This window comes from Sandaracinobacteroides sayramensis, from assembly GCF_022014495.1.
Lineage (GTDB): Bacteria > Pseudomonadota > Alphaproteobacteria > Sphingomonadales > Sphingomonadaceae > Sandaracinobacteroides > Sandaracinobacteroides sayramense.
In genome coordinates this window covers 114,759-134,446 of the sequence record NZ_JAKLSQ010000004.1, presented here as the reverse complement: position 1 = coordinate 134,446, position 19,688 = coordinate 114,759, and the positions used below count along the sequence as shown (strand labels likewise).

Annotated in this window: 22 protein-coding genes; 16 read left to right on the top strand and 6 right to left on the bottom strand. The window is 65.9% G+C overall.

The window, feature by feature from the left end:
* Positions 1-21: 21 nt before the first annotated feature.
* Genes greA through L6Q21_RS04840 form a run of 3 tightly spaced genes read left to right on the top strand, consistent with a single transcriptional unit; the run spans position 22 to position 1,796 of the window.
* On the top strand, positions 22-501 hold the full coding sequence (gene greA / locus L6Q21_RS04850) for a transcription elongation factor GreA (protein ID WP_237829502.1): 480 nt from the start codon (positions 22-24) through the stop codon (positions 499-501).
* Between the two features lie 18 nt (positions 502-519).
* Positions 520-1,188, top strand: coding sequence for a rhomboid family intramembrane serine protease (locus tag L6Q21_RS04845; protein WP_237829501.1), 669 nt, complete (start codon positions 520-522; stop codon positions 1,186-1,188).
* A gap of 26 nt (positions 1,189-1,214) precedes the next feature.
* Entirely contained in the window at positions 1,215-1,796 is a 582-nt protein-coding gene (locus L6Q21_RS04840; protein WP_237829500.1) for a class I SAM-dependent methyltransferase, read from the top strand.
* 369 nt (positions 1,797-2,165) lie between these two features.
* On the opposite strand, the gene L6Q21_RS04835 is transcribed toward L6Q21_RS04840, so the two are convergent.
* Together L6Q21_RS04835 and L6Q21_RS04830 are read right to left on the bottom strand one after the other, a co-directional pair.
* Positions 2,166-3,392, bottom strand: a complete 1,227-nt coding sequence (locus L6Q21_RS04835; protein ID WP_237829499.1) for an NADP-dependent isocitrate dehydrogenase — start codon at positions 3,390-3,392, stop codon at positions 2,166-2,168.
* Between the two features lie 40 nt (positions 3,393-3,432).
* Positions 3,433-4,023: an LOG family protein gene (locus L6Q21_RS04830; protein ID WP_237829497.1), complete on the bottom strand. Its 591-nt coding sequence runs from the start codon at positions 4,021-4,023 to the stop codon at positions 3,433-3,435.
* A gap of 148 nt (positions 4,024-4,171) precedes the next feature.
* Here L6Q21_RS04830 and petA point away from each other — a divergent pair, with 148 nt between their 5' ends.
* From petA to L6Q21_RS04780, 10 genes are all read left to right on the top strand, one after another.
* Positions 4,172-4,723 carry a ubiquinol-cytochrome c reductase iron-sulfur subunit gene (petA, locus tag L6Q21_RS04825; RefSeq protein WP_237829496.1) on the top strand — a complete coding sequence of 184 codons (552 nt, stop codon included), beginning with the start codon at positions 4,172-4,174 and terminating at the stop codon, positions 4,721-4,723.
* Positions 4,724-4,727: 4 nt separating this feature from the next.
* The gene (locus L6Q21_RS04820; protein WP_237829494.1) at positions 4,728-6,053 is read left to right on the top strand and encodes a cytochrome b; all 1,326 of its coding nucleotides are present in this window, start codon (positions 4,728-4,730) and stop codon (positions 6,051-6,053) included.
* A gap of 12 nt (positions 6,054-6,065) precedes the next feature.
* Positions 6,066-6,881, top strand: coding sequence for a cytochrome c1 (locus L6Q21_RS04815; RefSeq protein ID WP_237829493.1), 816 nt, complete (start codon positions 6,066-6,068; stop codon positions 6,879-6,881).
* A gap of 159 nt (positions 6,882-7,040) precedes the next feature.
* Positions 7,041-7,421, top strand: a complete 381-nt coding sequence (locus L6Q21_RS04810; RefSeq protein WP_237829492.1) for a hypothetical protein — start codon at positions 7,041-7,043, stop codon at positions 7,419-7,421.
* A gap of 59 nt (positions 7,422-7,480) precedes the next feature.
* Positions 7,481-8,863 (top strand): ABC1 kinase family protein, encoded by a 1,383-nt coding sequence (locus L6Q21_RS04805; RefSeq protein WP_237829491.1) that lies wholly within the window; start codon positions 7,481-7,483, stop codon positions 8,861-8,863.
* A 91-nt stretch (positions 8,864-8,954) separates the two neighbouring features.
* Entirely contained in the window at positions 8,955-9,095 is a 141-nt protein-coding gene (locus L6Q21_RS04800) for an aa3-type cytochrome c oxidase subunit IV (protein ID WP_237829488.1), read from the top strand.
* Positions 9,096-9,133: 38 nt separating this feature from the next.
* Entirely contained in the window at positions 9,134-10,255 is a 1,122-nt protein-coding gene (locus tag L6Q21_RS04795; RefSeq protein ID WP_237829486.1) for a Re/Si-specific NAD(P)(+) transhydrogenase subunit alpha, read from the top strand.
* Positions 10,256-10,266: 11 nt separating this feature from the next.
* The gene (locus L6Q21_RS04790) at positions 10,267-10,554 is read left to right on the top strand and encodes an NAD(P) transhydrogenase subunit alpha part 2 (protein ID WP_237829483.1); all 288 of its coding nucleotides are present in this window, start codon (positions 10,267-10,269) and stop codon (positions 10,552-10,554) included.
* A 9-nt stretch (positions 10,555-10,563) separates the two neighbouring features.
* Positions 10,564-11,985: an NAD(P)(+) transhydrogenase (Re/Si-specific) subunit beta gene (locus tag L6Q21_RS04785; RefSeq protein WP_237829481.1), complete on the top strand. Its 1,422-nt coding sequence runs from the start codon at positions 10,564-10,566 to the stop codon at positions 11,983-11,985.
* A 237-nt stretch (positions 11,986-12,222) separates the two neighbouring features.
* Positions 12,223-13,224 carry a L,D-transpeptidase gene (locus L6Q21_RS04780; protein WP_237829479.1) on the top strand — a complete coding sequence of 334 codons (1,002 nt, stop codon included), beginning with the start codon at positions 12,223-12,225 and terminating at the stop codon, positions 13,222-13,224.
* 9 nt (positions 13,225-13,233) lie between these two features.
* Here L6Q21_RS04780 and L6Q21_RS04775 read toward each other — a convergent pair whose 3' ends face one another.
* Together L6Q21_RS04775 and L6Q21_RS04770 are read right to left on the bottom strand one after the other, a co-directional pair.
* A complete protein-coding gene (locus L6Q21_RS04775; protein WP_237829476.1) occupies positions 13,234-13,548 on the bottom strand; it encodes a hypothetical protein in 315 nt (104 codons plus the stop codon).
* Positions 13,545-13,886, bottom strand: coding sequence for a hypothetical protein (locus tag L6Q21_RS04770; RefSeq protein ID WP_237829475.1), 342 nt, complete (start codon positions 13,884-13,886; stop codon positions 13,545-13,547). The genes L6Q21_RS04775 and L6Q21_RS04770 overlap by 4 nt, the downstream gene beginning before the upstream one ends.
* A gap of 50 nt (positions 13,887-13,936) precedes the next feature.
* Here L6Q21_RS04770 and L6Q21_RS04765 point away from each other — a divergent pair, with 50 nt between their 5' ends.
* Together L6Q21_RS04765 and L6Q21_RS04760 are read left to right on the top strand one after the other, a co-directional pair.
* Positions 13,937-15,211, top strand: coding sequence for a sulfotransferase family protein (locus tag L6Q21_RS04765; RefSeq protein WP_237829474.1), 1,275 nt, complete (start codon positions 13,937-13,939; stop codon positions 15,209-15,211).
* Positions 15,212-15,389: 178 nt separating this feature from the next.
* A complete protein-coding gene (locus L6Q21_RS04760) occupies positions 15,390-16,151 on the top strand; it encodes a THxN family PEP-CTERM protein (protein WP_237829473.1) in 762 nt (253 codons plus the stop codon).
* 48 nt (positions 16,152-16,199) lie between these two features.
* Here L6Q21_RS04760 and L6Q21_RS04755 read toward each other — a convergent pair whose 3' ends face one another.
* A complete protein-coding gene (locus L6Q21_RS04755) occupies positions 16,200-17,150 on the bottom strand; it encodes a TraB/GumN family protein (RefSeq protein ID WP_237829471.1) in 951 nt (316 codons plus the stop codon).
* A complete protein-coding gene (locus L6Q21_RS04750; protein ID WP_237829469.1) occupies positions 17,132-18,646 on the bottom strand; it encodes an AMP-binding protein in 1,515 nt (504 codons plus the stop codon). The genes L6Q21_RS04755 and L6Q21_RS04750 overlap by 19 nt, the downstream gene beginning before the upstream one ends.
* A gap of 290 nt (positions 18,647-18,936) precedes the next feature.
* Between L6Q21_RS04750 and L6Q21_RS04745 the strand changes: the two genes are divergently transcribed.
* The gene (locus tag L6Q21_RS04745; protein WP_237829467.1) at positions 18,937-19,593 is read left to right on the top strand and encodes a PEPxxWA-CTERM sorting domain-containing protein; all 657 of its coding nucleotides are present in this window, start codon (positions 18,937-18,939) and stop codon (positions 19,591-19,593) included.
* The last annotated feature ends 95 nt before the right edge of the window (positions 19,594-19,688 follow it).

The following is a 19,688-nucleotide window of genomic DNA, read 5'->3' as shown; positions in this document are numbered from 1 at the left end:
GTGAAAGGTTCAGAACGAGCCATGGCAACGATGGATAAGGTTCCGATGCTGGCCGAGGGCCATGAGATGCTCCAGCGGCAGCTCAAGCATCTGAAAGAGGTGGAGCGCCCCGAGAATGTCGAGGCGATCGAGGAAGCGCGCGCGCACGGCGATCTTTCCGAAAACGCCGAATATCACGCCGCCAAGGAGCGGCAGGGCCATATCGAGGCGCAGATCGCCGAGTTCGAGGACAAGCTCGCCCGTGCCGTGGTGATCGACCCCACCACGCTTTCGGGCGACAAGGTGGTGTTCGGCGCCACCGTCCGCCTGCTGGACGAGGACGACAAGCCCATCACCTACCAGATCGTCGGCGAGCTGGAGGCCGACGCCAAGCGCGGCCGCATCAGCCACAATTCCCCGGTCGGCCGGGCGCTGATCGGCCGGCTGAAGGGAGAGGAAGTGGAAGTGGTGACGCCGTCGGGCGACCGCAGCTACCTCATCGACCTGGTCGAATTCCGCTAGGTGGGGCCGGAGGGAGCGGTGAAGCCGTTCCGCCCCCCCACCGCGCACGCCACGCGGGCGATCCTGATCGTCTGCGTCGGCCTGCAGCTGCTGGCGCTGCTGATGGGCAGCGCCTTCGACCATAAGCTGCTGCTGACCGCCGGGCTGGTGCCGGCGCGCCTCACCGGGGAAGTGATCGGCCTCGAAGGCGCGCTTCCGGCGCCGCTGACGCTTTTCACCCATATCTTCCTGCACGGCGGTCTGGTGCATCTGGCGATGAACATGGTGTTCCTGGCCTGGGTCGGCCGGCAGGTGGAGTGGCTGATCGGGCCGGTGCGCCTGCTGCTGCTGTTCCTGCTGGGCGGGGTGGCCGGCGGGCTGACGCAGGTGGCGATGACCCCGGCCTCGGTGGTGCCGGTGGTGGGGGCGTCGGGCGCGATCTCCGCCGTGTTTGCGACCTATGCGCTGCTCTTCGCCCAGTCCGGCGAGCGGCCGGGGCGGTTCCTGGGCATCCGGCTTTCCGGCGAGACCATCCGCGCGCTGCGCTACGCCGCGCTCTGGATCGGCCTGCAACTGCTGACGGCGGTGGCCTTCAACCTGCCCGGCACCGGCGGAATCGCCATCTGGAGCCACATCGGCGGCTTCGTCGTCGGCCTGCTGTTCGGCCTGCCCTATGTCCGGCGGCGGGAAGGCGACGCGGGCGATTGACCTCGCCGGATCGGAGGTTCCGCCGCATGGGTGAAGACCGTTCGGAAGGCTGGGACGGCGTCGCCGAGCAGTTCATGGCCGTCCGCACTGGCACCGGCGCAACGCTGGTGCGCGACTGGGCGCGGGCCAATCTGCCGCCCTCGAGCGCTATCGTCGATGTCGGCTGCGGTTCGGGGATGCCGATCGCGCAGGTGCTGGCCGAGGACGGATTCGCCGTCTTCGGAATCGACGCTTCGCCGCTGCTGATCGCGGCCTTCCGCCGCCGCTTTCCCCATCTCGAAGCCGCCTGCGAACCGGCTGAGGACAGCCCTTTCTTCCACCGCAGCTTCGCCGGGGCCGTTTCGATCGGCCTGCTGTTCCTGCTGCCCGAGGAGCGGCAGCGGGCAATCCTGGGCAGGGTGGCGGATGCCCTGGAACCGGGAGGGCGGTTCCTGTTCAGTTCCCCGGCCCAACCCTGCGAATGGCGGGACAGCCTGACCGGCCGGCTGTCGCGCTCGCCGGGCCGGCCGGTCTATGCGCAATGGCTGGAGGCGTCCGGCCTGCACCTCTCGGGCTGTCACCTCGACGAGGGCGGAAACCATTATTTCCATGCGGTGAAGCCACTTTAGCCGCATCCTGGCTGCTCATGCAAATGAACAAATGAAAGGTAATTTTGCGGTTTGCGGACCCACGCGGCGAACGGCGGTTCCGGTGGGAAGCGGCGGCTATGTAACTCCCTCGTCACCCCGGGCTTGACCCGGGGTCCAGCTTTTCGGCTGGCGCCGCGGGTGAGGAAGAAAGCTGGACCCCGGGTCAAGCCCGGGGTGACAGGGTTGGAGGGGTGACGGGTGTTGGGGATGTCCGGTGTCAGGTCGGCGACCGCACAATCGCTGTCGGTTTGTAAACTGCATGATCGCCAATGAAAAACCCCTCCCCCGGGCAAGGGGAGGGGTTCGCGCAATCGCGAAAACAGGCGAAGGGGCGGAACCCTTCGCGCGTCAGTTGCCGCTGGCGCCCATCGCCTTATCGAGATTGTCGACGATGGCCTGGAAGAACATCTCGGTGGTCATCCACGCCTGCTCCGGGCCGATCAGAAGGGCGAGATCCTTCGTCATCTTGCCTTCTTCCACGGTCTCGATGCAGACGCGCTCCAGCGTCTCGGCGAACTTGGTGACTTCCGGCGTTCCGTCCAGCTTGCCGCGGTGCTTCAGGCCGCCCGTCCAGGCGAAGATGCTGGCGATCGGATTGGTGCTGGTCTGCTTGCCCTGCTGGTGCTGGCGGTAGTGGCGGGTGACGGTGCCGTGCGCCGCTTCCGCTTCCACCGTCTTGCCGTCCGGAGTCATCAGCACCGAGGTCATGAGGCCAAGCGAGCCGAAGCCCTGCGCCACCATGTCGGACTGCACGTCGCCGTCGTAATTCTTGCAGGCCCAGATGAACTTGCCGCTCCACTTCAGCGCCGAGGCGACGAGGTCGTCGATCAGGCGGTGCTCGTAGACGATTCCCAGCTTCTGATACTGGGCCTTGAACTCCTTGTCGTAAATCTCCTGGAACAGGTCCTTGAAGCGGCCGTCATAGGCCTTCAGGATGGTGTTCTTGGTGGAGAGATAGACCGGCCACTCGCGCGAGATGCCATAGTTCAGGCAGGCGCGGGCGAAGTCGCGGATCGAATCGTCGAGATTGTACATCCCCATGGCGACGCCGGAGGACGGGAACTGGAACACTTCATGCTCCAGCTCCTGCTTGCCGTCCTCGCTCACCCACTTCATCGTCAGCTTGCCGGCGCCCGGCACCAGGAAGTCGGTGGCGCGATACTGGTCGCCGAAGGCGTGGCGGCCGACGACGATCGGGTCGGTCCAGCCGGGGATCAGCCTGGGCACGTTGGAAATCACGATCGGTTCGCGGAAGACGACTCCGCCCAGGATGTTGCGGATGGTGCCGTTCGGGCTCTTCCACATCTTCTTCAGGCCGAATTCCTCCACCCGCGCCTCGTCGGGGGTGATGGTGGCGCATTTCACGCCCACGCCATGTTCCTTGATGGCGTTCGCGGCGTCGACCGTGATCCTGTCGTCGGTGCGGTCGCGCTCCTCGATTCCGAGGTCGTAATAGCGCAGGTCCACGTCGAGATAGGGCAGGATCAGCTTCTCGCGGATCCACTGCCAGATGATTCGGGTCATTTCGTCGCCGTCAAGCTCGACGACCGGGCCCTTCACCTTGATCTTGCTCATGCCACCTCGAAAATCTGCTGTTGTCCGATGCGGCATGTCCTTAGGGGTGCGGAAGGAGCGCGGCAAGCGCATCGGTGCCATTCACGCATTCGACGAAGGTCAGGATGTCGGGGCCGGCGAAACCTTCCGCCACCGCGTGGCGCAGCAGGTGCAGGAACGGCGCCCAGAAATCGCCGTCGCCCATCAGCCAAACTGGCTTGGCGTGCAGGCGCAGGCTGCGCCAGCTCAGCACCTCGATCAGCTCGTCCAGGGTGCCGAGGCCGCCGGGCAATGCCAGAACCGCGTCGGCATGCTCGAACATCAGCGCCTTGCGGGCGTGCAGGCTGTCGGTGACGATCATCTGTTCGCACAGAGGCTCGGCCACTTCCCAGTCCTTCAGGAAGCGCGGGATGATTCCCTCCACCTCGCCGCCGGCGGCGATCGCCGCGCGCCCCGCCTCTCCCATCAGTCCGCGCGCGCCGCCGCCATAGACGAGCGCCACGCCCCTTTGCGCCAGCAGCCTGCCGATTCCGGCGGCCAGCGCCGCATGGCGCGGATCGCGCTCCGTGCGGGAACCGCAGAAGAGGAGAACATGGCGAATCGGCCTGTCGGAAAGGGGAGGGGAAGGCGAATCGAGGGGGTGGCCGGGCATGGGCGCTGCCTACACGCAACCGGGGTGCGCCAACATTGCCCATTGCGGATTTGCGCCGCCGGGGGCTAAAGGCCCGGAAAATCAAATTCAGGGACAGCTCATGGTATCCACGACAGAAGCCCATCCCGGAGCGATTGGGGCCGGAAGGATGGGGGCCGCGGAGGCGGGGCATGAAGTTGACGGCGTTCGCCGGCGCGACTTCATCTATGTGGCGACAGGCGCCTTCGCCGGCGTCGGCGCGGCCGCGGTCGCCTGGCCATTCATCAACCAGATGAACCCTTCGGCCGACGTTCTCGCGCTGGCCTCGGTGGAAGTGGACGTGTCCGCGATCCAGCCCGGCCAGTCGATCAAGACGATCTGGCAGTCGAAGCCGGTGTTCGTCCGCAACCTGACGGCGAAGGAGCAGCAGGAAGCGGACGCGGTGCCTTTGTCGGAACTGCGCGACCCCGAGTCGCTGGCCGACCGCACGCTGGAAGGGCATCGCAACTGGCTGATCACGCTGGGCGTCTGCACCCATCTGGGCTGCATCCCGCTCGGCGCCGCCGAGGGCGAGAACAAGGGCGACTATGGCGGCTATTTCTGCCCCTGCCATGGTTCGCACTACGACACGGCCGCGCGAATCCGCAAAGGCCCGGCGCCCACCAACCTCGTCGTGCCGAACTATATGTTCAAGTCCCCCACTCTCGTCGAGATTGGATGATCCCATGAGTTTCCCCTGGGCCAATCACTACGAACCCAAGCATCCCCTCATGCAATGGGTCGACCAGCGCCTGCCGCTGCCGCGCCTCGTCTACAACGCCGTGGGCGCCGGCTATCCCGTGCCGCGCAACATCAACTACTGGTACAATTTCGGCGTGCTCGCCGGCGTTGCGCTGATGATCCAGATCCTGACCGGGGTGGTGCTGGCCATGCACTATTCCGCGCATGTGACGACCGCCTTCGATTCGGTCGAGCATATCATGCGCAACGTGAATTCGGGCTGGCTCATCCGCTACATGCACGCCAACGGCGCCAGCTTCTTCTTCATCGTCGTCTATGTGCACATCTTCCGCGGCCTCTACTACGGAAGCTACAAGGCGCCGCGCGAAGTGGTCTGGATGCTGGGCGTCGTCATCTTCCTGCTGATGATGGCCACCGCCTTCATGGGCTATGTGCTTCCCTGGGGGCAGATGAGCTTCTGGGGCGCGCAGGTGATCACCTCGCTCTTTTCGGCGATCCCGCTGGTGGGCGAAGCGGTCCGCACCTGGCTGGTGGGCGGCTTTGCGCCCGACAACGCCACGCTCACGCGCTTCTTCTCGCTCCACTATCTGCTGCCCTTCGTGATCCTGGGCGTGGTGATCCTGAAGATCTGGGCGCTGCACATCCCCGGCTCCACCAACCCCACCGGCGTCGACGTGAAGGGGCCGCAGGACACGCTGCCCTTCCACCCCTATTTCACCGCCAAGGATTTCGTCGGCATCTGCGTCTATCTGATGATCTTCGCGGCCTTCGTCTTCTTCATGCCGAACTCGCTCGGCCACCCGGACAATTATATTCCGGCGAACCCGCTTTCGACTCCGGCGCATATCGTGCCCGAATGGTATTTCTGGCCCTTCTACGCCATCCTGCGCGCCTTCACCGTCAACTTCCTGTGGATCCCGGCGAAGCTCTGGGGCGTGATCGCGATGTTCGCGGCGATCATCCTGCTGTTCTTCCTGCCCTGGCTCGACAGCAGCCGGGTGAAGTCCACCAGCTATCGCCCGATGTACCGCATCTGGTTCTGGGTGCTGGTGGTCGACGTGCTGATCCTCGCCTGGATGGGCGGCGCGCCGGCGGAAGAGCCCTATGTGCGGATCAGCCAGATCGCCTCCGCCTATTATTTCGCCCACTTCCTGATCGTCCTGCCGCTGCTCTCCTGGTTCGAGAAGCCGCTGCCGCTGCCCAACAGCATCGCCGAAAGCGTGCTGGCGAAATCCGGGCACAGGGATGATTCGACTGCACCCGCTGCCGGGGCCGGCCATGCCGGCGCCGCCGCGGCGCCTGCTGAATAAGGGGTCCGTCACATGGTTCGTTTCCTCGGCTTCGGTGCCGGACTCATCTTCGTCATCGCGCTCCTGGTGGGCGCGCTGATGCCGCGCGAGGCGGCGGTCGAAGATCCCATCAAGAAGATCCACCTCTATCCGGAAGCGGCCCGCTGGCAGCAGGATGGCCCGCTCGGCATGGGCGTGTTCGGCACCTACGACCGGGCGCAGCTGCAGCGCGGCTTCCAAGTCTACAAGGAAGTCTGCTCGGCCTGCCACGGGCTGGAGCGGATCGCCTTCCGCAACCTCGGCGCGCTCGGCTTTTCCGAAGCGGAGGTGAAGGCGCTGGCGAAGGCGAGGGAAGTCCCCTCGCTCGACCCGCAGACGGGCGAACCCTCCACCCGGCCGGCGCTTCCCTCCGACCATTGGCCGAGCCCCTATCCGAACGAAGTCGCCGCGCGCGCCGCGAACAACAACGCGCTTCCGCCGGATCTCAGCCTCATCATCAAGGCGCGTCCGGACGGCAAGCGTTACGTCCACTCGCTGCTGACCGGCTATGACAAGCCGGTGCCGCAGGGCTTCGAAATCACCGAGGGGCTGCACTTCAACCCCTATTTCCACTCCGTCGCCATCGCCATGGCGAGGCCGCTGAACGACGAGCAGGTGACCTATGCCGACGGCACCAAGGCGACGGTCGACCAGATGTCGATGGATGTGACGGCCTTCCTGCACTGGGCTTCCGAGCCCGAGCTGGAGCGCCGCCGGCAGATCGGCGTCGCCACGCTGATCTTCCTCGGCATCCTGACGGTTCTAGCGTGGCTCACCTATCGCAAGGTCTGGGCCGGCGTCGCCCACTGAGGCGCGGTCCAGGAGATGACGGAAGGGCGGGGGAAACCCCGCCCTTTTCTTTTGTCCGCCGCTGCGGACGAGGAGGCTTGCCCCAAAATGGGCTATTGCCGCTTGACCGCCGCCCCGTTTCGCCATTGGGATCGGGGGCCTTCAACAGGGAGCATCGGCATGCAACGCACATTGATCGCACTGGCTTTTCTGACCTCCGCCCCGGCCTTCGCCCAGACCGCCGCCGATTCGGTTCCGCCACCGGCGACCCCGGCGCCGGCCGTTGCGCCGGCCCCCGCCCCGATCCCGGAGGATCGCCGCGCCGCCGTCACCCAGATCTGCATGGCGGAAGCCAAGGCGCGGGCGGAGAAGCTCGGCGCCACCGACCTGACCTTGCGCAAGGTGGAGGACACCGACCTGAAGAGCGGCGGTTACGCGACGATGCGCGCCTCGGTGAATCTGGTCACCACCGATTCCAAGGGCAAGGTGAAGACGCAGAAGAAAAAGTTCGGCTGCCAGACCCGCGACAATGTCGTGGTCGGCTTCGATTATGACGGCTGAGCGCTGATCCCTTGACCGGCGGGCTGGCGCCGGCCCGCCGGCTTCCCTAGATGCGGCGGATGGCAGAGCAATCGACGCTATCCGGCCGCCTCGCCCGTTTCGCGAAGGTCGGCGCAAATCTGGGCGGCTTCGCCGCCAGCGCCGCCGTCGCGCGCGCCGGCGGGCGGGCGCTCGACGATCCGAAGAACGCCGCCGAGCTGAAACGGGTGCTGGGGGAATTGAAGGGGCCGCTGATGAAGCTGGCCCAGATGCTGGGCAATCTGCCGGACGCGGTGCCGCCGGAGTTCGCGAAGCAGCTTTCCGAATTGCAGGCGAACGCGCCGCCGATGGGGCAGGGCTTCGTGCGCCGCCGCATGGCCGGCGAACTGGGGCCGGACTGGCGCCAGCGCTTCGTCGATTTCACCCCGGATGCGGTTTCCGCCGCCTCGCTGGGGCAGGTGCACAAGGCGACGCTGGCTTCCGGCGAAACACTGGCGGTGAAGCTGCAATACCCCGACATGGCCTCGGCGGTCGAAGCCGACCTCGGGCAGCTCGATCTGATGCTGTCGCTGTTCCGCCGGGTGGACGGCGCCATCGACACCGCCGAGATTCGCGCGGAACTGGCGGCGCGCCTGCGCGAGGAGCTGGATTACGACCGGGAGCTGAAGCATCTGCTGCTCTACCGGCAGATGCTGGCGGGCGAGCCCTATGTCCGCGTGCCGAAGCCTTCGCCCGAGCTTTCGACTCCGCGCCTGCTGACGATGGAATGGCTGGACGGAACGCGCCTCCTCGACTGGAAGGACAGCCCGGCCGAAGTCCGCAACCGTATCGCCGAGGCGCTTTTCCTGGCCTGGTATCGCCCTTTCTACCGGGTGGGGGTGATCCATGGCGACCCGCATCTGGGCAATTACAGCGTCGCCGAGGCCAGCGCCGCGGGGGCGGTCGTCAACCTCATGGACTTCGGCTGCGTCCGCATCTTCCCGCCGCGCTTCATCGAGGGGGTGAACCAGCTCTACCGCGCCATCGAGAGCGACGATGAGGCGCGCGCCGCCCACGCCTTCGAGCTGTGGGGCTTCAAGGGCCTCACACGGGAGATTCGCGATGTGCTGCTGCTGTGGGCCAGATTCCTTTACGGCCCGCTGCTCGACGACCGGGTTCGCCCCATCGACCTCGACGGCCGGCCGGGCGAATATGGCCGCGAGACGGCGCGGCGCGTGCACCAGGAACTGAAGAAGCTGGGCAGCGTGACGATTCCCGCCGAATTCGTCTTCATGGACCGGGCGGCGATCGGATTGGGCGGGGTTTTCATCCAGTTGGGGGCGGAGCTGAACTGGCATCGCCTGTTTCACGAACTGATGGCCGACTTCGAGGTGGAAGCGGTCGCCGCGCGGCAGACGGAGGCGCTTTCGCAGGCAGGGCTTCAAGGGCGCGAAGCGATTCTGCACCCGCAAGGCGATAATTGACCTGGAGTGCAAAATTAAACGCTATACGGGATTGCCATTTCGTGACATAGGCGGCTAAACGCCGCAACCACTGTCTGAAAGAGGGAAAGACATGGCCGAGACGGAACATGGAAGTTGGGAGGAAGCCCCGCGCGAGAATGAGCGGGTCTATTCGGGATTTCTGGGGCTCGCGAAATGGGCCACGATCCTGATTTCGATCGTCCTCATCCTGATGGCCATCTTCCTCGTCTGAATTTTCGCCTTTGATGGGCCTGTAACGGGGGTGCCCGAATGAAGATTGCTGTGCTGGCCGAAACGGCCGCAGGGGAGAAGCGTGTCGCCGCTACCCCGGAAACTGTTCGGAAATATCTGGGGCTTGGGGCCACCGTCGCGGTGGAAGCGGGCGCCGGGAAGGGTGCGAATATTCCAGACGCCGCGTTTGCGGAAGCCGGCGCCGCCGTCGGCCCGCGCGCCGAAGTGCTGTCGGGCGCCGGGCTGATCCTCGGCGTGCAGGGGCCGGATGCGGCGGGGCTGCCGTCTGGCGCCTTGCTGGCGGCCAGCCTCAACCCGCACCAGTCGAAGGACCGGCTGGCGAGCTATGCGTCGGCCGGGGTCGAGGCGCTAGCGATGGAGTTCATGCCGCGAATCACCCGCGCGCAGTCGATGGACATCCTGTCGTCGCAGGCGAACCTCGCGGGCTACAAGGCGGTGATCGACGCGGCCGAAGCCTATGGCCGCGCCTTCCCGATGATGATGACGGCGGCCGGCACCATTTCCGCCGCCCGCGCCTTCATCATGGGGGTGGGCGTCGCCGGGCTGCAGGCGATCGCCACCGCGCGGCGGCTGGGCGCGGTGGTCTCCGCCACGGATGTGCGGCTGGCCACCAAGGAGCAGATCCAGTCGCTGGGCGGCAAGCCGGTCTTCATCGAGGATGAGGAAACCAAGGCGGCCGAAACCGCGGGTGGCTATGCGAAGGAAATGTCCGACGCCTACAAGGCGAAGCAGGCGGCACTGGTTTCCGAAACCATCGCCAAGCAGGATATCGTCATCACCACCGCCCTCATTCCCGGCCGGCCGGCGCCGCGCCTGGTGACGGCGGCGCAGGTGGCGACGATGAAGCCGGGTTCGGTGATCGTCGACATGAGCGTGTCGCAGGGCGGCAATGTCGAAGGCTCGAAAGCCGACGAGCGGGTGGTGACGGAGAATGGCGTCATCATCCTCGGCTTCGCCAACTATCCCAGCCGTCTGGCGGCTGACGCCTCGGCGCTGTTCGCCCGCAACCTGCTCACCTTCGTGACCACCTTCTTCGACAAGGAGGCGAAGTCGCTGAAGCTGCCGGACGACGACGAGATCGTGCAGGCGATCCGCGTGACCGCGGGCGGGCAGATCGTCCACCCGGCGCTGAAAGCCTGAGGAGACACGCCATGGATTTCATTTCGATCCTCTCGATCTTCGTCCTGGCCTGTTTCGTCGGCTATTATGTCGTCTGGTCGGTCACGCCGGCGCTGCACACGCCGCTGATGGCGGTCACCAACGCCATTTCCTCCGTCATCATCGTCGGCGCGCTGATCGCCGCCGCCGCCGAAGGCTCCGACTGGGCCAAGTGGCTGGGGCTGGGCGCGGTGGTGCTGGCCAGCATCAACATCTTCGGGGGCTTCGCCGTCACCGAGCGGATGCTCGCCATGTACAAGAAAAAAGAGAAGAAGGGTTAAGGCGGGGCCATGGACCATATCTCCACCACACCGGCCTGGGCGATGTTCGCCTATCTGGTCGCGGGCGTCTGCTTCATCCTGTCGCTGAGGGGGCTTTCCAGCCCGGAAACCAGCCGCGCGGGCAACCGCTACGGCATGCTCGGCATGCTGATCGCCGTCGTCACCACGCTGGCGACGCACAGCCTCGCCAGCGCGCTGGAAATCGCCGTCGCCATCGGCATCGGCGGCGCCATCGGCTGGGTCGTGGCGCAACGAATCGCCATGACGGCGATGCCGCAGCTCGTCGCCGCCTTCCACTCGCTGGTCGGCCTTGCCGCCGTGCTGGTGGCGGCCGCCGCCTTCCTGAACCCCGGCGCCTTCAACCTGCTGGATTCGGGCGGGCAGATCTTCACCGCCTCGCGCGTCGAAATGGCGTTGGGCGCGGCGATCGGCGCCATCACCTTCTCCGGCTCGGTCATCGCCTTCCTGAAGCTGAACGGCAACATGTCGGGCGCGCCGATCCTGCTGCCGGGCCGGCATATCATTAACCTCGGCACGCTCGCCGCCATCGTCGGGCTGGTGATCGCCTTCGCCGTCGCGGTGGAAGCGCCCGCCAACTTCTTCTGGCTGATCCTCGCGCTCAGCTTCCTGATCGGCTTCCTGCTGATCATCCCGATCGGCGGGGCGGACATGCCGGTCGTCGTTTCGATGCTGAACAGCTATTCCGGCTGGGCGGCGGCGGCGATGGGCTTCACGCTGCAGAACACGGCGATGATCATCACCGGGGCGCTGGTCGGCTCGTCGGGGGCGATCCTCTCCTACATCATGTGCAAGGCGATGAACCGCAGCTTCCTGTCGGTGATCGCCGGCGGCTTCGGCGCCGAGGCGGCCGCTGCCGGTGGCGCCGCCCAGACGGATCGACCCTGGAAGCGCGGCTCGGCGGACGACGCGGCCTTCATCATGAAGAATGCCGAGAAGATCATCATCGTGCCCGGCTACGGCATGGCGGTCTCGCAGGCGCAGCACACGCTGCGCGAGATGGCCGACACGCTGAAGAAGGAAGGCGTGGAAGTGAAATACGCCATCCACCCGGTGGCGGGCCGGATGCCGGGGCATATGAACGTCCTGCTGGCCGAAGCCAATGTGCCCTATGACGAAGTGTTCGAGCTGGAGGACATCAACAGCGAGTTCGCGCAGGCCGATGTCGCCTTCGTGATCGGCGCCAACGACGTGACGAACCCGGCGGCGCAGACGGACAAGTCCAGCCCCATCTACGGCATGCCGGTGCTGGAGGTCTGGAAAGCGAAGACCGTGCTGTTCGTGAAGCGCTCAATGGGCGGTGTTGGCTATGCCGGTGTCGACAACGATGTGTTTTACATGGACAACACGATGATGCTGCTGGGCGACGCCAAGAAGATGACGGACGAGATCGTGAAGGCGCTGGCGCACTAGCGAAGGCGGCCGCAGCTGACGCGCAAGCGTCAGCTGCGGACTCGCCGTAGCGACCGGCCGGCACGAAAAAGGGCGGGATATCAATCCCGCCCTTTTTACGTGTCCGACGGCGCGGCTTTGCCGCGCTCTTCCTGTCTTCGCCTGTTTTTTACTTATTTTATCCGCCGGCCGGCCCCTTGAGCCACACCCCGTCCGGCCCTACAGCGCGCCGAACACCCGTCAAGGATGCCGCACCGCATGATCCCCCTCCGCGCCAACGCTCTCCTGCTAGCCGCCGCCCTTTCCCTTGCCGCCCCGGCCCTGCCGCAGGGCGCCAAGACCTCGTCCCCCATCGACATGGACGTGTCGGAGCTGAAGCCGGGCCAGTTCATTTGGAACGGCGACCTCGCCCCCGAAGGGCCGATGACGGTGATCGTGCACCTGCCGACGCAGCGGGCCTATGTCTATCGCAACGGCATCCGCATCGGCGTGACGACGGTCTCCACCGGCAAGAAGGGGCACAAGACGCCGACCGGCATCTTCACCATCCTGCAGAAGAACAAGGACCATAAGTCCAACCTCTACAACAACGCCCCCATGCCCTATATGCAGCGGCTGACCTGGGACGGCATCGCGCTCCACGCCGGGAACCTGCCCGGCTATCCCGCCAGCCATGGCTGCATCCGCATGCCGATGGAATTCTCGAAGAAGCTGTTCGAGGCTTCGTCCATGGGCATGACCGTCGTCGTCACCAACGACCGGGTGACGCCCGAGATCGCCGACACCAACGCCTTCCTCGCCCCCGTCACCGCCAAGGGCGTGCCGGACGACCCGACGCAGCGCCGCCTCGGCAAGGGCGAGGACTGGCGCTGGACTCCGGAGAAATCCCCCGCCGGGCCGGTCACCATCGTGCTCTCCACCGACAATGGCCGGGTTCTCGTCTTCCGCAACGGCGTCGAGATCGGCCGCAGCAAGGTGAAGGTGGAGCCGGGCTTCGAAATCGGCACCCGCGCCCTGCAATATGCCGGAACGGGCGAGGACGGGCAGACGCGCTGGATCTACCTGCCGCTGCCGGGCTACGAGACCGAGAAGCGCCAGGTGGACGAACGGACCGCCGTGCAGGCGATCAGCATCCCCGAGGATTTCAACCGCCTCGTCCGCTCGGTGATCGGGCCGGGCACGACGGTGCTCGCCACCCATGGCGGGATGAAGAGCGGCTCTTCGGGCAGGCAGACGACGGTGATCGCCACCGACGGCTAAGCGGCGGCCTCAGCCGCGCAGGAAGCAGCCGAGCCCGGCCCGCACCACCACGCCGACGGTTTCGGGGTCCAGGTCGCGCTTCAGCAGGTCGTTGAACTGCTGCTGCGTCATCTGCGTCGGCGAGCTTCTGGCGAGCTTCGCCACCCGTTGCAGCGATTTCAACTGGCTGACGCTGAGATCGCGCCCCAAGGGCTCGGCCATGCAGATCGCCATGCTTTCGGGCAAACCGGCATCGAGCAGGGCGGAGCGCACCTGCGCCTGCTTGGTGGTGGCGCAGCCGGAGGCAAGCGCGACAAGCGCCAATGGCAGCAGGAAGCGGATCATTGCGGGACCTCTTGCAGGCGCATTCTCACGCACTCGGCGGAGAGGCGCGCCACGGTGGAAAGCGTTTCGGTGTCGACATTGTCGCGGATGGCTTCCAGAACTTCGCCCACCGGCATCTCCATGACCGGCTGCTCCATCGCCGCGCCGGCGCGCTGCAGCGAGCGGAGCTGGCGGACGGAAAGCTGCCGGCCCGCCCGGCTGGCGAGGCACATGGCGTCGGTCTTGGTGAAGCCCACGTCCAGCAGCGCGCTGTTCACTTCCCGCTGCTTGGCCGCGGTGACGCAGCCTGTCGAAAGGGCCGCGACCGTCAGAAGGGCGCAAATCCTCAACATGTTCATGCGCTTTCGCTTTGCAAATCCATGCTTCGCCCGTAACAGCGGGAGCCGAAATGGACAACTCCGGGCTCCCGCCGATCCACCACTTCCGCCCGCTGCATCTGAAGCTGATGATGTGGCCGTTGAACGCCGCCTGGCGCAGCGGCGCGCTGCCGCCCGCCGACCTCTGCCCGGAACGGCTGCGCGGCCTTGCCGAAAAGGCGACGGGGCTGAGCGAAGACCTGTCGGACAGGGCGCATTTCGAAGCCCAATTGGCCAAACTGCTTCCGGCCCTGCACGGGGAGGCCCGGCTCACGGATTTCGGCCGGCTGGTGGCCCATGGATCCCTGTTGAAGGTGATGAAGGAGCGGCTCTGGTTCGACGCGCTGATGCAGGCGCATCCGGAGATCGACCGGATCGAGCTGGCGCCGCCGATTGTCGTCGTCGGCTCGATGCGATCGGGCACCACGCGCATGCAGCGGCTGCTGGCGAGCGACCCGGCCTTCACCGCGCTTCGCCTCTACGAGGCGCAGTGCCCGGTGCCCGACCCCAGGGGCATAGGATCGGGAGGCTCGCGGCCAGACCCGCGCATCCGGCAGGTGAGGCGGGCGCTGGGGCTGATCCGTTCCATCAACCCCACGGTGTTCGACATCCACCCGACCGGGCCGATGGAAGTGGACGAGGAACTGGGCCTTCTGGACCAGTCGCTTTCCAGCGCAATGATCGAGACGCAGCGGCGGGTGCCCAGCTTCGCCCGCTATTGCGAGACGGCGGACCAGCGCCCCGCCTATCGGCGGCTGCACCGGCTGCTGAAGTTGCGCACCTGGCTGGAAGGGGTGGATCCCGCCCGGCCCTATGTGCTGAAGACGCCGCAGCACATGCAGGACATCGCGGCACTGCACGCGACTTTCCCCCGGTCGCCGCTGATCTTCCTGCACCGCGACCCGGTGCAGCTGGTGGCGTCCGCGGCGAGCCTCGCCTGGAACCATATGGTCGTCCAGTCCGACGAGGTGGACGCCGGCTGGATCGGGCGGGAATGGCTGCACAAGACGAAACACCGGCTGGAGCAGGTGGCGGAAGAACGGCGGCAAATCCCCGCGCACCTGCAATTCGACCTCGCCTTTCAAGAGGTCAACGCCGACTGGCAGGGGGCGATCGCCCGCACCTATGCCTTCCTCGGCCGCGAACTGAGGCCGGAGGCGCTGGCGGCGATGCGGACCTATGTCTCGCGGGCGGCAACCGAACATGGCTATGCCCGCCACCGCTACCGGCTGGAACAGTTCGGGCTTTCGGAAGGCAAGGTGCGCGAAGAATTCGAAGGCATGGAGCCCGCCCGCGCCGCCGCCTGATTCGACGGTTTAAGATTATTCTGGAAAAACCGAGCGAAATCTGAAATGCTGAAGTAGATATTTATAATAATTAACCATATTCTTCATCCGCTAACCTTTAATTGCGGTTCAGTCATAAGGGATGAATTGATATGGAGGGCTCGGCTGAAACTGTGGCCGTGCAACAGGGGAATATATCATGCGTTTCGCAATGCTTGCGGCTGCGGCCGCGATTCTGGCCGCGCCTGCGTCGGCGGCGACCGTCATCGAGTTCAGGAACATCAGCGGAAGCTGGCACAGCCCGATCGCTGGCCAGGGCCTGACCGGCCTCGGCACCGACAGCGTGCGCTGGGGCACCGGCACGAACAACAAGTCCGGCTATGATTTCATTGCCGCGACGGACCCCTCGCTCAGCGTCACGCCGCCGGCGGGCAGCGACGAGGCCATCATCGGCACCTTCCGCCACCTGAATTTCCCGATCAATGCGGGCAGCGGCATCGAAGGCATCAAGCTGAACTTCAACACCGACGTCTATGTCGACGATGTGTTCCTGCAGAACGTCACCTTCGTCTACGACTTCGCGCATTGGGAAACGCCGAACTCGCCGGCTGGCGGCATTTGCGCCGATGGTGGGGGGAACTACACGGGCGTCAACATCAATGGCTGCGCGGACCGGGTGAAGATCAGCTTCAACCGGCAGTCCGAAGGCTTCACGATCGACAATAACGTCTATGCGCTGGATATCGAGGGCTTCCTGCTCGACGGGCAGCCCCTCAGCCAGTTCTGGACGGTTGAGGAGCGGTTGAACGAGGCGCAGATTCGCGGCCGTGTCGTGCTCTACAGCGAAGCGGCCGGCGGCGTGCCGGAACCGGCCACCTGGGCGATGCTGATCGCCGGCTTCGGCCTGGTGGGCGCCGCCGCCCGCCGCCGCCGTTCGGATGTGGCGCGCGCCACCGCCTGATCGACGGGCCTGAAGCGCATGGGGCCGGCGGGCTTGCCCGCCGGCCCCTCAGCGTTTCCGGCGCTTCTTCCGGTCCGTCTGCGGCGGTTCCGGGGCGACGCGGGCCACCTTCATTCCACGCTTTTCCAGCTCTTCCACCAGGCTGCCGCGCCCGGCCAGATGCCCGGCGCCGACCGCCACGAAGATTGGGCCTTCCTCGGCCTTCATCCGCATCTGCAGCCAGTCCGCCCAGCGGATGTTGCGATCCTCCACCAGCAGCCGGCGCAACATGGGCGAACGCTCGAACTCGGCGTTCACGCGCGCGGCGAGCGCATCGGTATCGCCCAGCATCCAGTCGCCGATCATCAGCGTCATGTTCGCCTTGGACCTGGGGAGGGCCTCCAGCGTCGACATCAGCATCATCTGCTGGTCGGCCTCGGGCAGGGAATCGAAGTTGGTGAGCTGCTCTTCCACCGTCTCCAGCGCGCTGATGGGGAGGTTGCGCATCCGCGCGCGCTCGGTCAGCACCGCCTCCACGCCGATGCGCGGGTCGAGGCCATCGGCTTCGGCCTGGAGATTGGCGAGCGTCAGGGTGATGAACCAGGTGTCGTTCCACTCCATCGGCGGGGCGTTCAGCCGGCCGATGGCGGCCTGGAGCGCCGGCTGCCAGCTCGCGGGCACGCGGTCCTTCACCGGCCGCGCCGCCGACAGGCGGGAAAGCCGCATCACCACCGGCGCCAGCGCGGCGGGGGATTCGGGAATCTCCGTCTCCAGCACCAGCCGGGTGGAGCCGTCCAGCGCGCGGGCGACATGCGGCTTGAACCAGTCCACCCCGCGCGGCAGCGTGTGCACCGTGCCGAACAGATAGGCCCGCGATTTGCCCATCTGCACTTCCCACAAAGCAGGCACATAGGGCTTTGGCGGTTCGGTCCTTGCCGCCTGGGCGTTTGCGAGCGCGGGCGCGATCAGCGCCAGCAACAGCAGGAAAAGGCGGGAAAGGGTCAGCTTGCCTTGGGCCAATATCGGTCTTTCACCAGGCGTTTGTAGAGCTTGCCGGTGTCGTGGCGCGGCAAGGACGGATCGAAGTCGACAGAGCGTGGGCATTTGATGTGCGAGAGGTGGGCGCGCGCGAATTCGATCAGCTCGGCTTCCAGCGCCGGCCCGGCGTCGGCCCAGTCGCGCGGCTGCACCACCGCCTTCACCTCCTCGCCCAGTTCCTCGTTCGGAACGCCGATCACCGCCACGTCCGCAACCTTCGGGTGCATGACGAGGATATTCTCCGTCTCCTGCGGATAGACGTTCACCCCGCCCGAGATGATCATGTAGCTGGAGCGGTCGGTGAGGAAGAGATAGCCATCGCTGTCGACATAGCCGATGTCGCCGAAGGTGGCGCCATGCTCGCCCTGCACCTCGGCGGTCTTTTCGGGCGCATTATGGTAGGAAACCGGCGGCCCGCCGTGAAAGTAAACGCGGCCCTCGCGCCCGGACGGCAGCAATTGCCCCTCTTCGCCGAGGATGCGGATTTCGCCCAGCAGGCTTTTCCCGACCGAGCCTTTCTTGCGCAGCCACTCGTCCGACGAAATGGCGGTGAAGCCGCCGCCTTCGGTTGCGGAATAATATTCGTGGATTCGCGGCCCCCACCAGTCGATCATCCGCTCCTTGACGGCGATGGGGCAGGGCGCGGCGGCGTGGATCACCAGCTTCAGGCTGGAAACGTCGTAGCGGCCGCGCACATCGTCGGGCAGCTTCAGCATCTTCACGAACATGGTCGGCACGACCTGGCTGTGGGTCACCCGATAACGTTCCAGCAGGTGCAGATATTGTTCGGCGTCGAAGCGCTCCATCACGATCACCGTGCCGCCGAACTTCTGAACGGCCATGGAATAGCGCAGCGGCGCCGCATGGTAGAGCGGGGCGGGCGACAGATAGATCATCTCCGCCGAGAATTGGTAGAGCGCCCGCACCAGCCCGGCGAGCGTGTCCACCTGGTCGATCGCCCCTTCGGGCATCACCCCCTTCACGCCCTTGGGGCGGCCGGTGGTGCCGCTGGAATAGAGCATGTCCCGCCCGGGGCTTTCGTCGGCGATGCGGGTGGCGGGAAAGCCGGCCAGCGCCGGCTCCAGGGCGAGGAAACCCGGAATCTCGCCGCCGACGCTGTAGCGATGGGCCAACGGCGGCAGCTCCTTCGCGACATTGGCCAGCGAGGCGCCGGCGATCAGCAGCTTCGCGCCGCAGTCCCCGACGATATAGCCGGCCTCCTCCGCCGTCAGCTTGGTGGAGATGCAGGTGAAGATGAGGCCGGCGCGCTGCGCGCCCCAACAGAGCGGCAGATAGTCGATATGGTTTTCCAGGAAGATGGCGATCACGTCGCCGCGCCGCAGCCCGGCGGCGCGATACAGCCGGGCCGCCTGGTTCGAGCGCGCTTCCAGCCCGGCGTAGCTCAGCGTCTCGCCGGAGCCGGCCATGACGATGGCGGGTTTGTCGGGCGTCGCCGCCGCGTGGTGAAATGGGTGCACCTTATCCTCTCCCTCAGGCCGCCGGTCCCTCGATCCTTCCCGGAGGCGATATTGGGAGGATTTGTGGCAGCGCCAAGGCGGGCCGGCAGCCTGCAAAAATCGCGGGCAAGCATCGGCAAGCAAGCGGATGCGCCGGGAATTGGCGCGATCTTGGTAACAAACTGTTAAGACATATTGCAAAGACAGGGGAATTTGAGGAAACTCCTGCCTGCGCCATGAGTCGATTAAAAAAAGACCGATAAAAAACCGGCGCCAAGAAAGAAACAAACAAGCAGAGGGTCGCAAATCCTATGAATCGCAAGGTCGCACGCCGGGTCGCGCTGTTGTCCGCGCTCGTCATCTCCACGCAGGTCGCCGTCCGCACGGAAGCCGCCACCGTCATCCACAGCGACCGCTCCGCCTTCACGGCCGAGCTGGTTTCCAGCTTCACGGATACATATGGGGCGGAACTGGGCTATCCCGGCAGCTTCGGAATCCTCTCGAACGCCGCCATGTCGGCCGTCGTCGGGCAGACCCGCTACCAGTCCACGGGCTTCAACAACCATAATATCGTCGTCAACGGCACCTATTGCGCCGGCTGCAACGGCAGCTTCAAGCTGGACTTCGCCGACACCGGCTACAGCAAGAACGGCGGCGTGTTCGGGGCCGGCCTCGACATCCTCGCCAACGGCAACGGTCTCTACGACGCCCTCGTCACCTTCGCCAACGGCAGCAGCGCGCTCTACGGCCTGTCAGGCGGCGGCTTCTGGGGAATCACCTCCCACCTCGGAATCGCCAGCATCGCCTTCGGGCCGGAGGGCGGTCAGTCGAAGGGCGGTTATTTCCAGATCGACAATCTGTCGATCGGCACCGTCCCCGAGCCTTCCACCTGGCTGCTGCTGATCGCCGGCTTCGGCATGGTGGGCTTCGGCCTGCGCCGCAAGCCGATCGCCGTCACCCTGAGCTGAAACCGGGGCAGCCCTGCCTCTGGCGCCCGCCCCGGAGTCGTCTCCGGGGCGGGCGCCTTTTAATGCAAAAGCCGGGCTAAAAGTGCCTGTGAAGG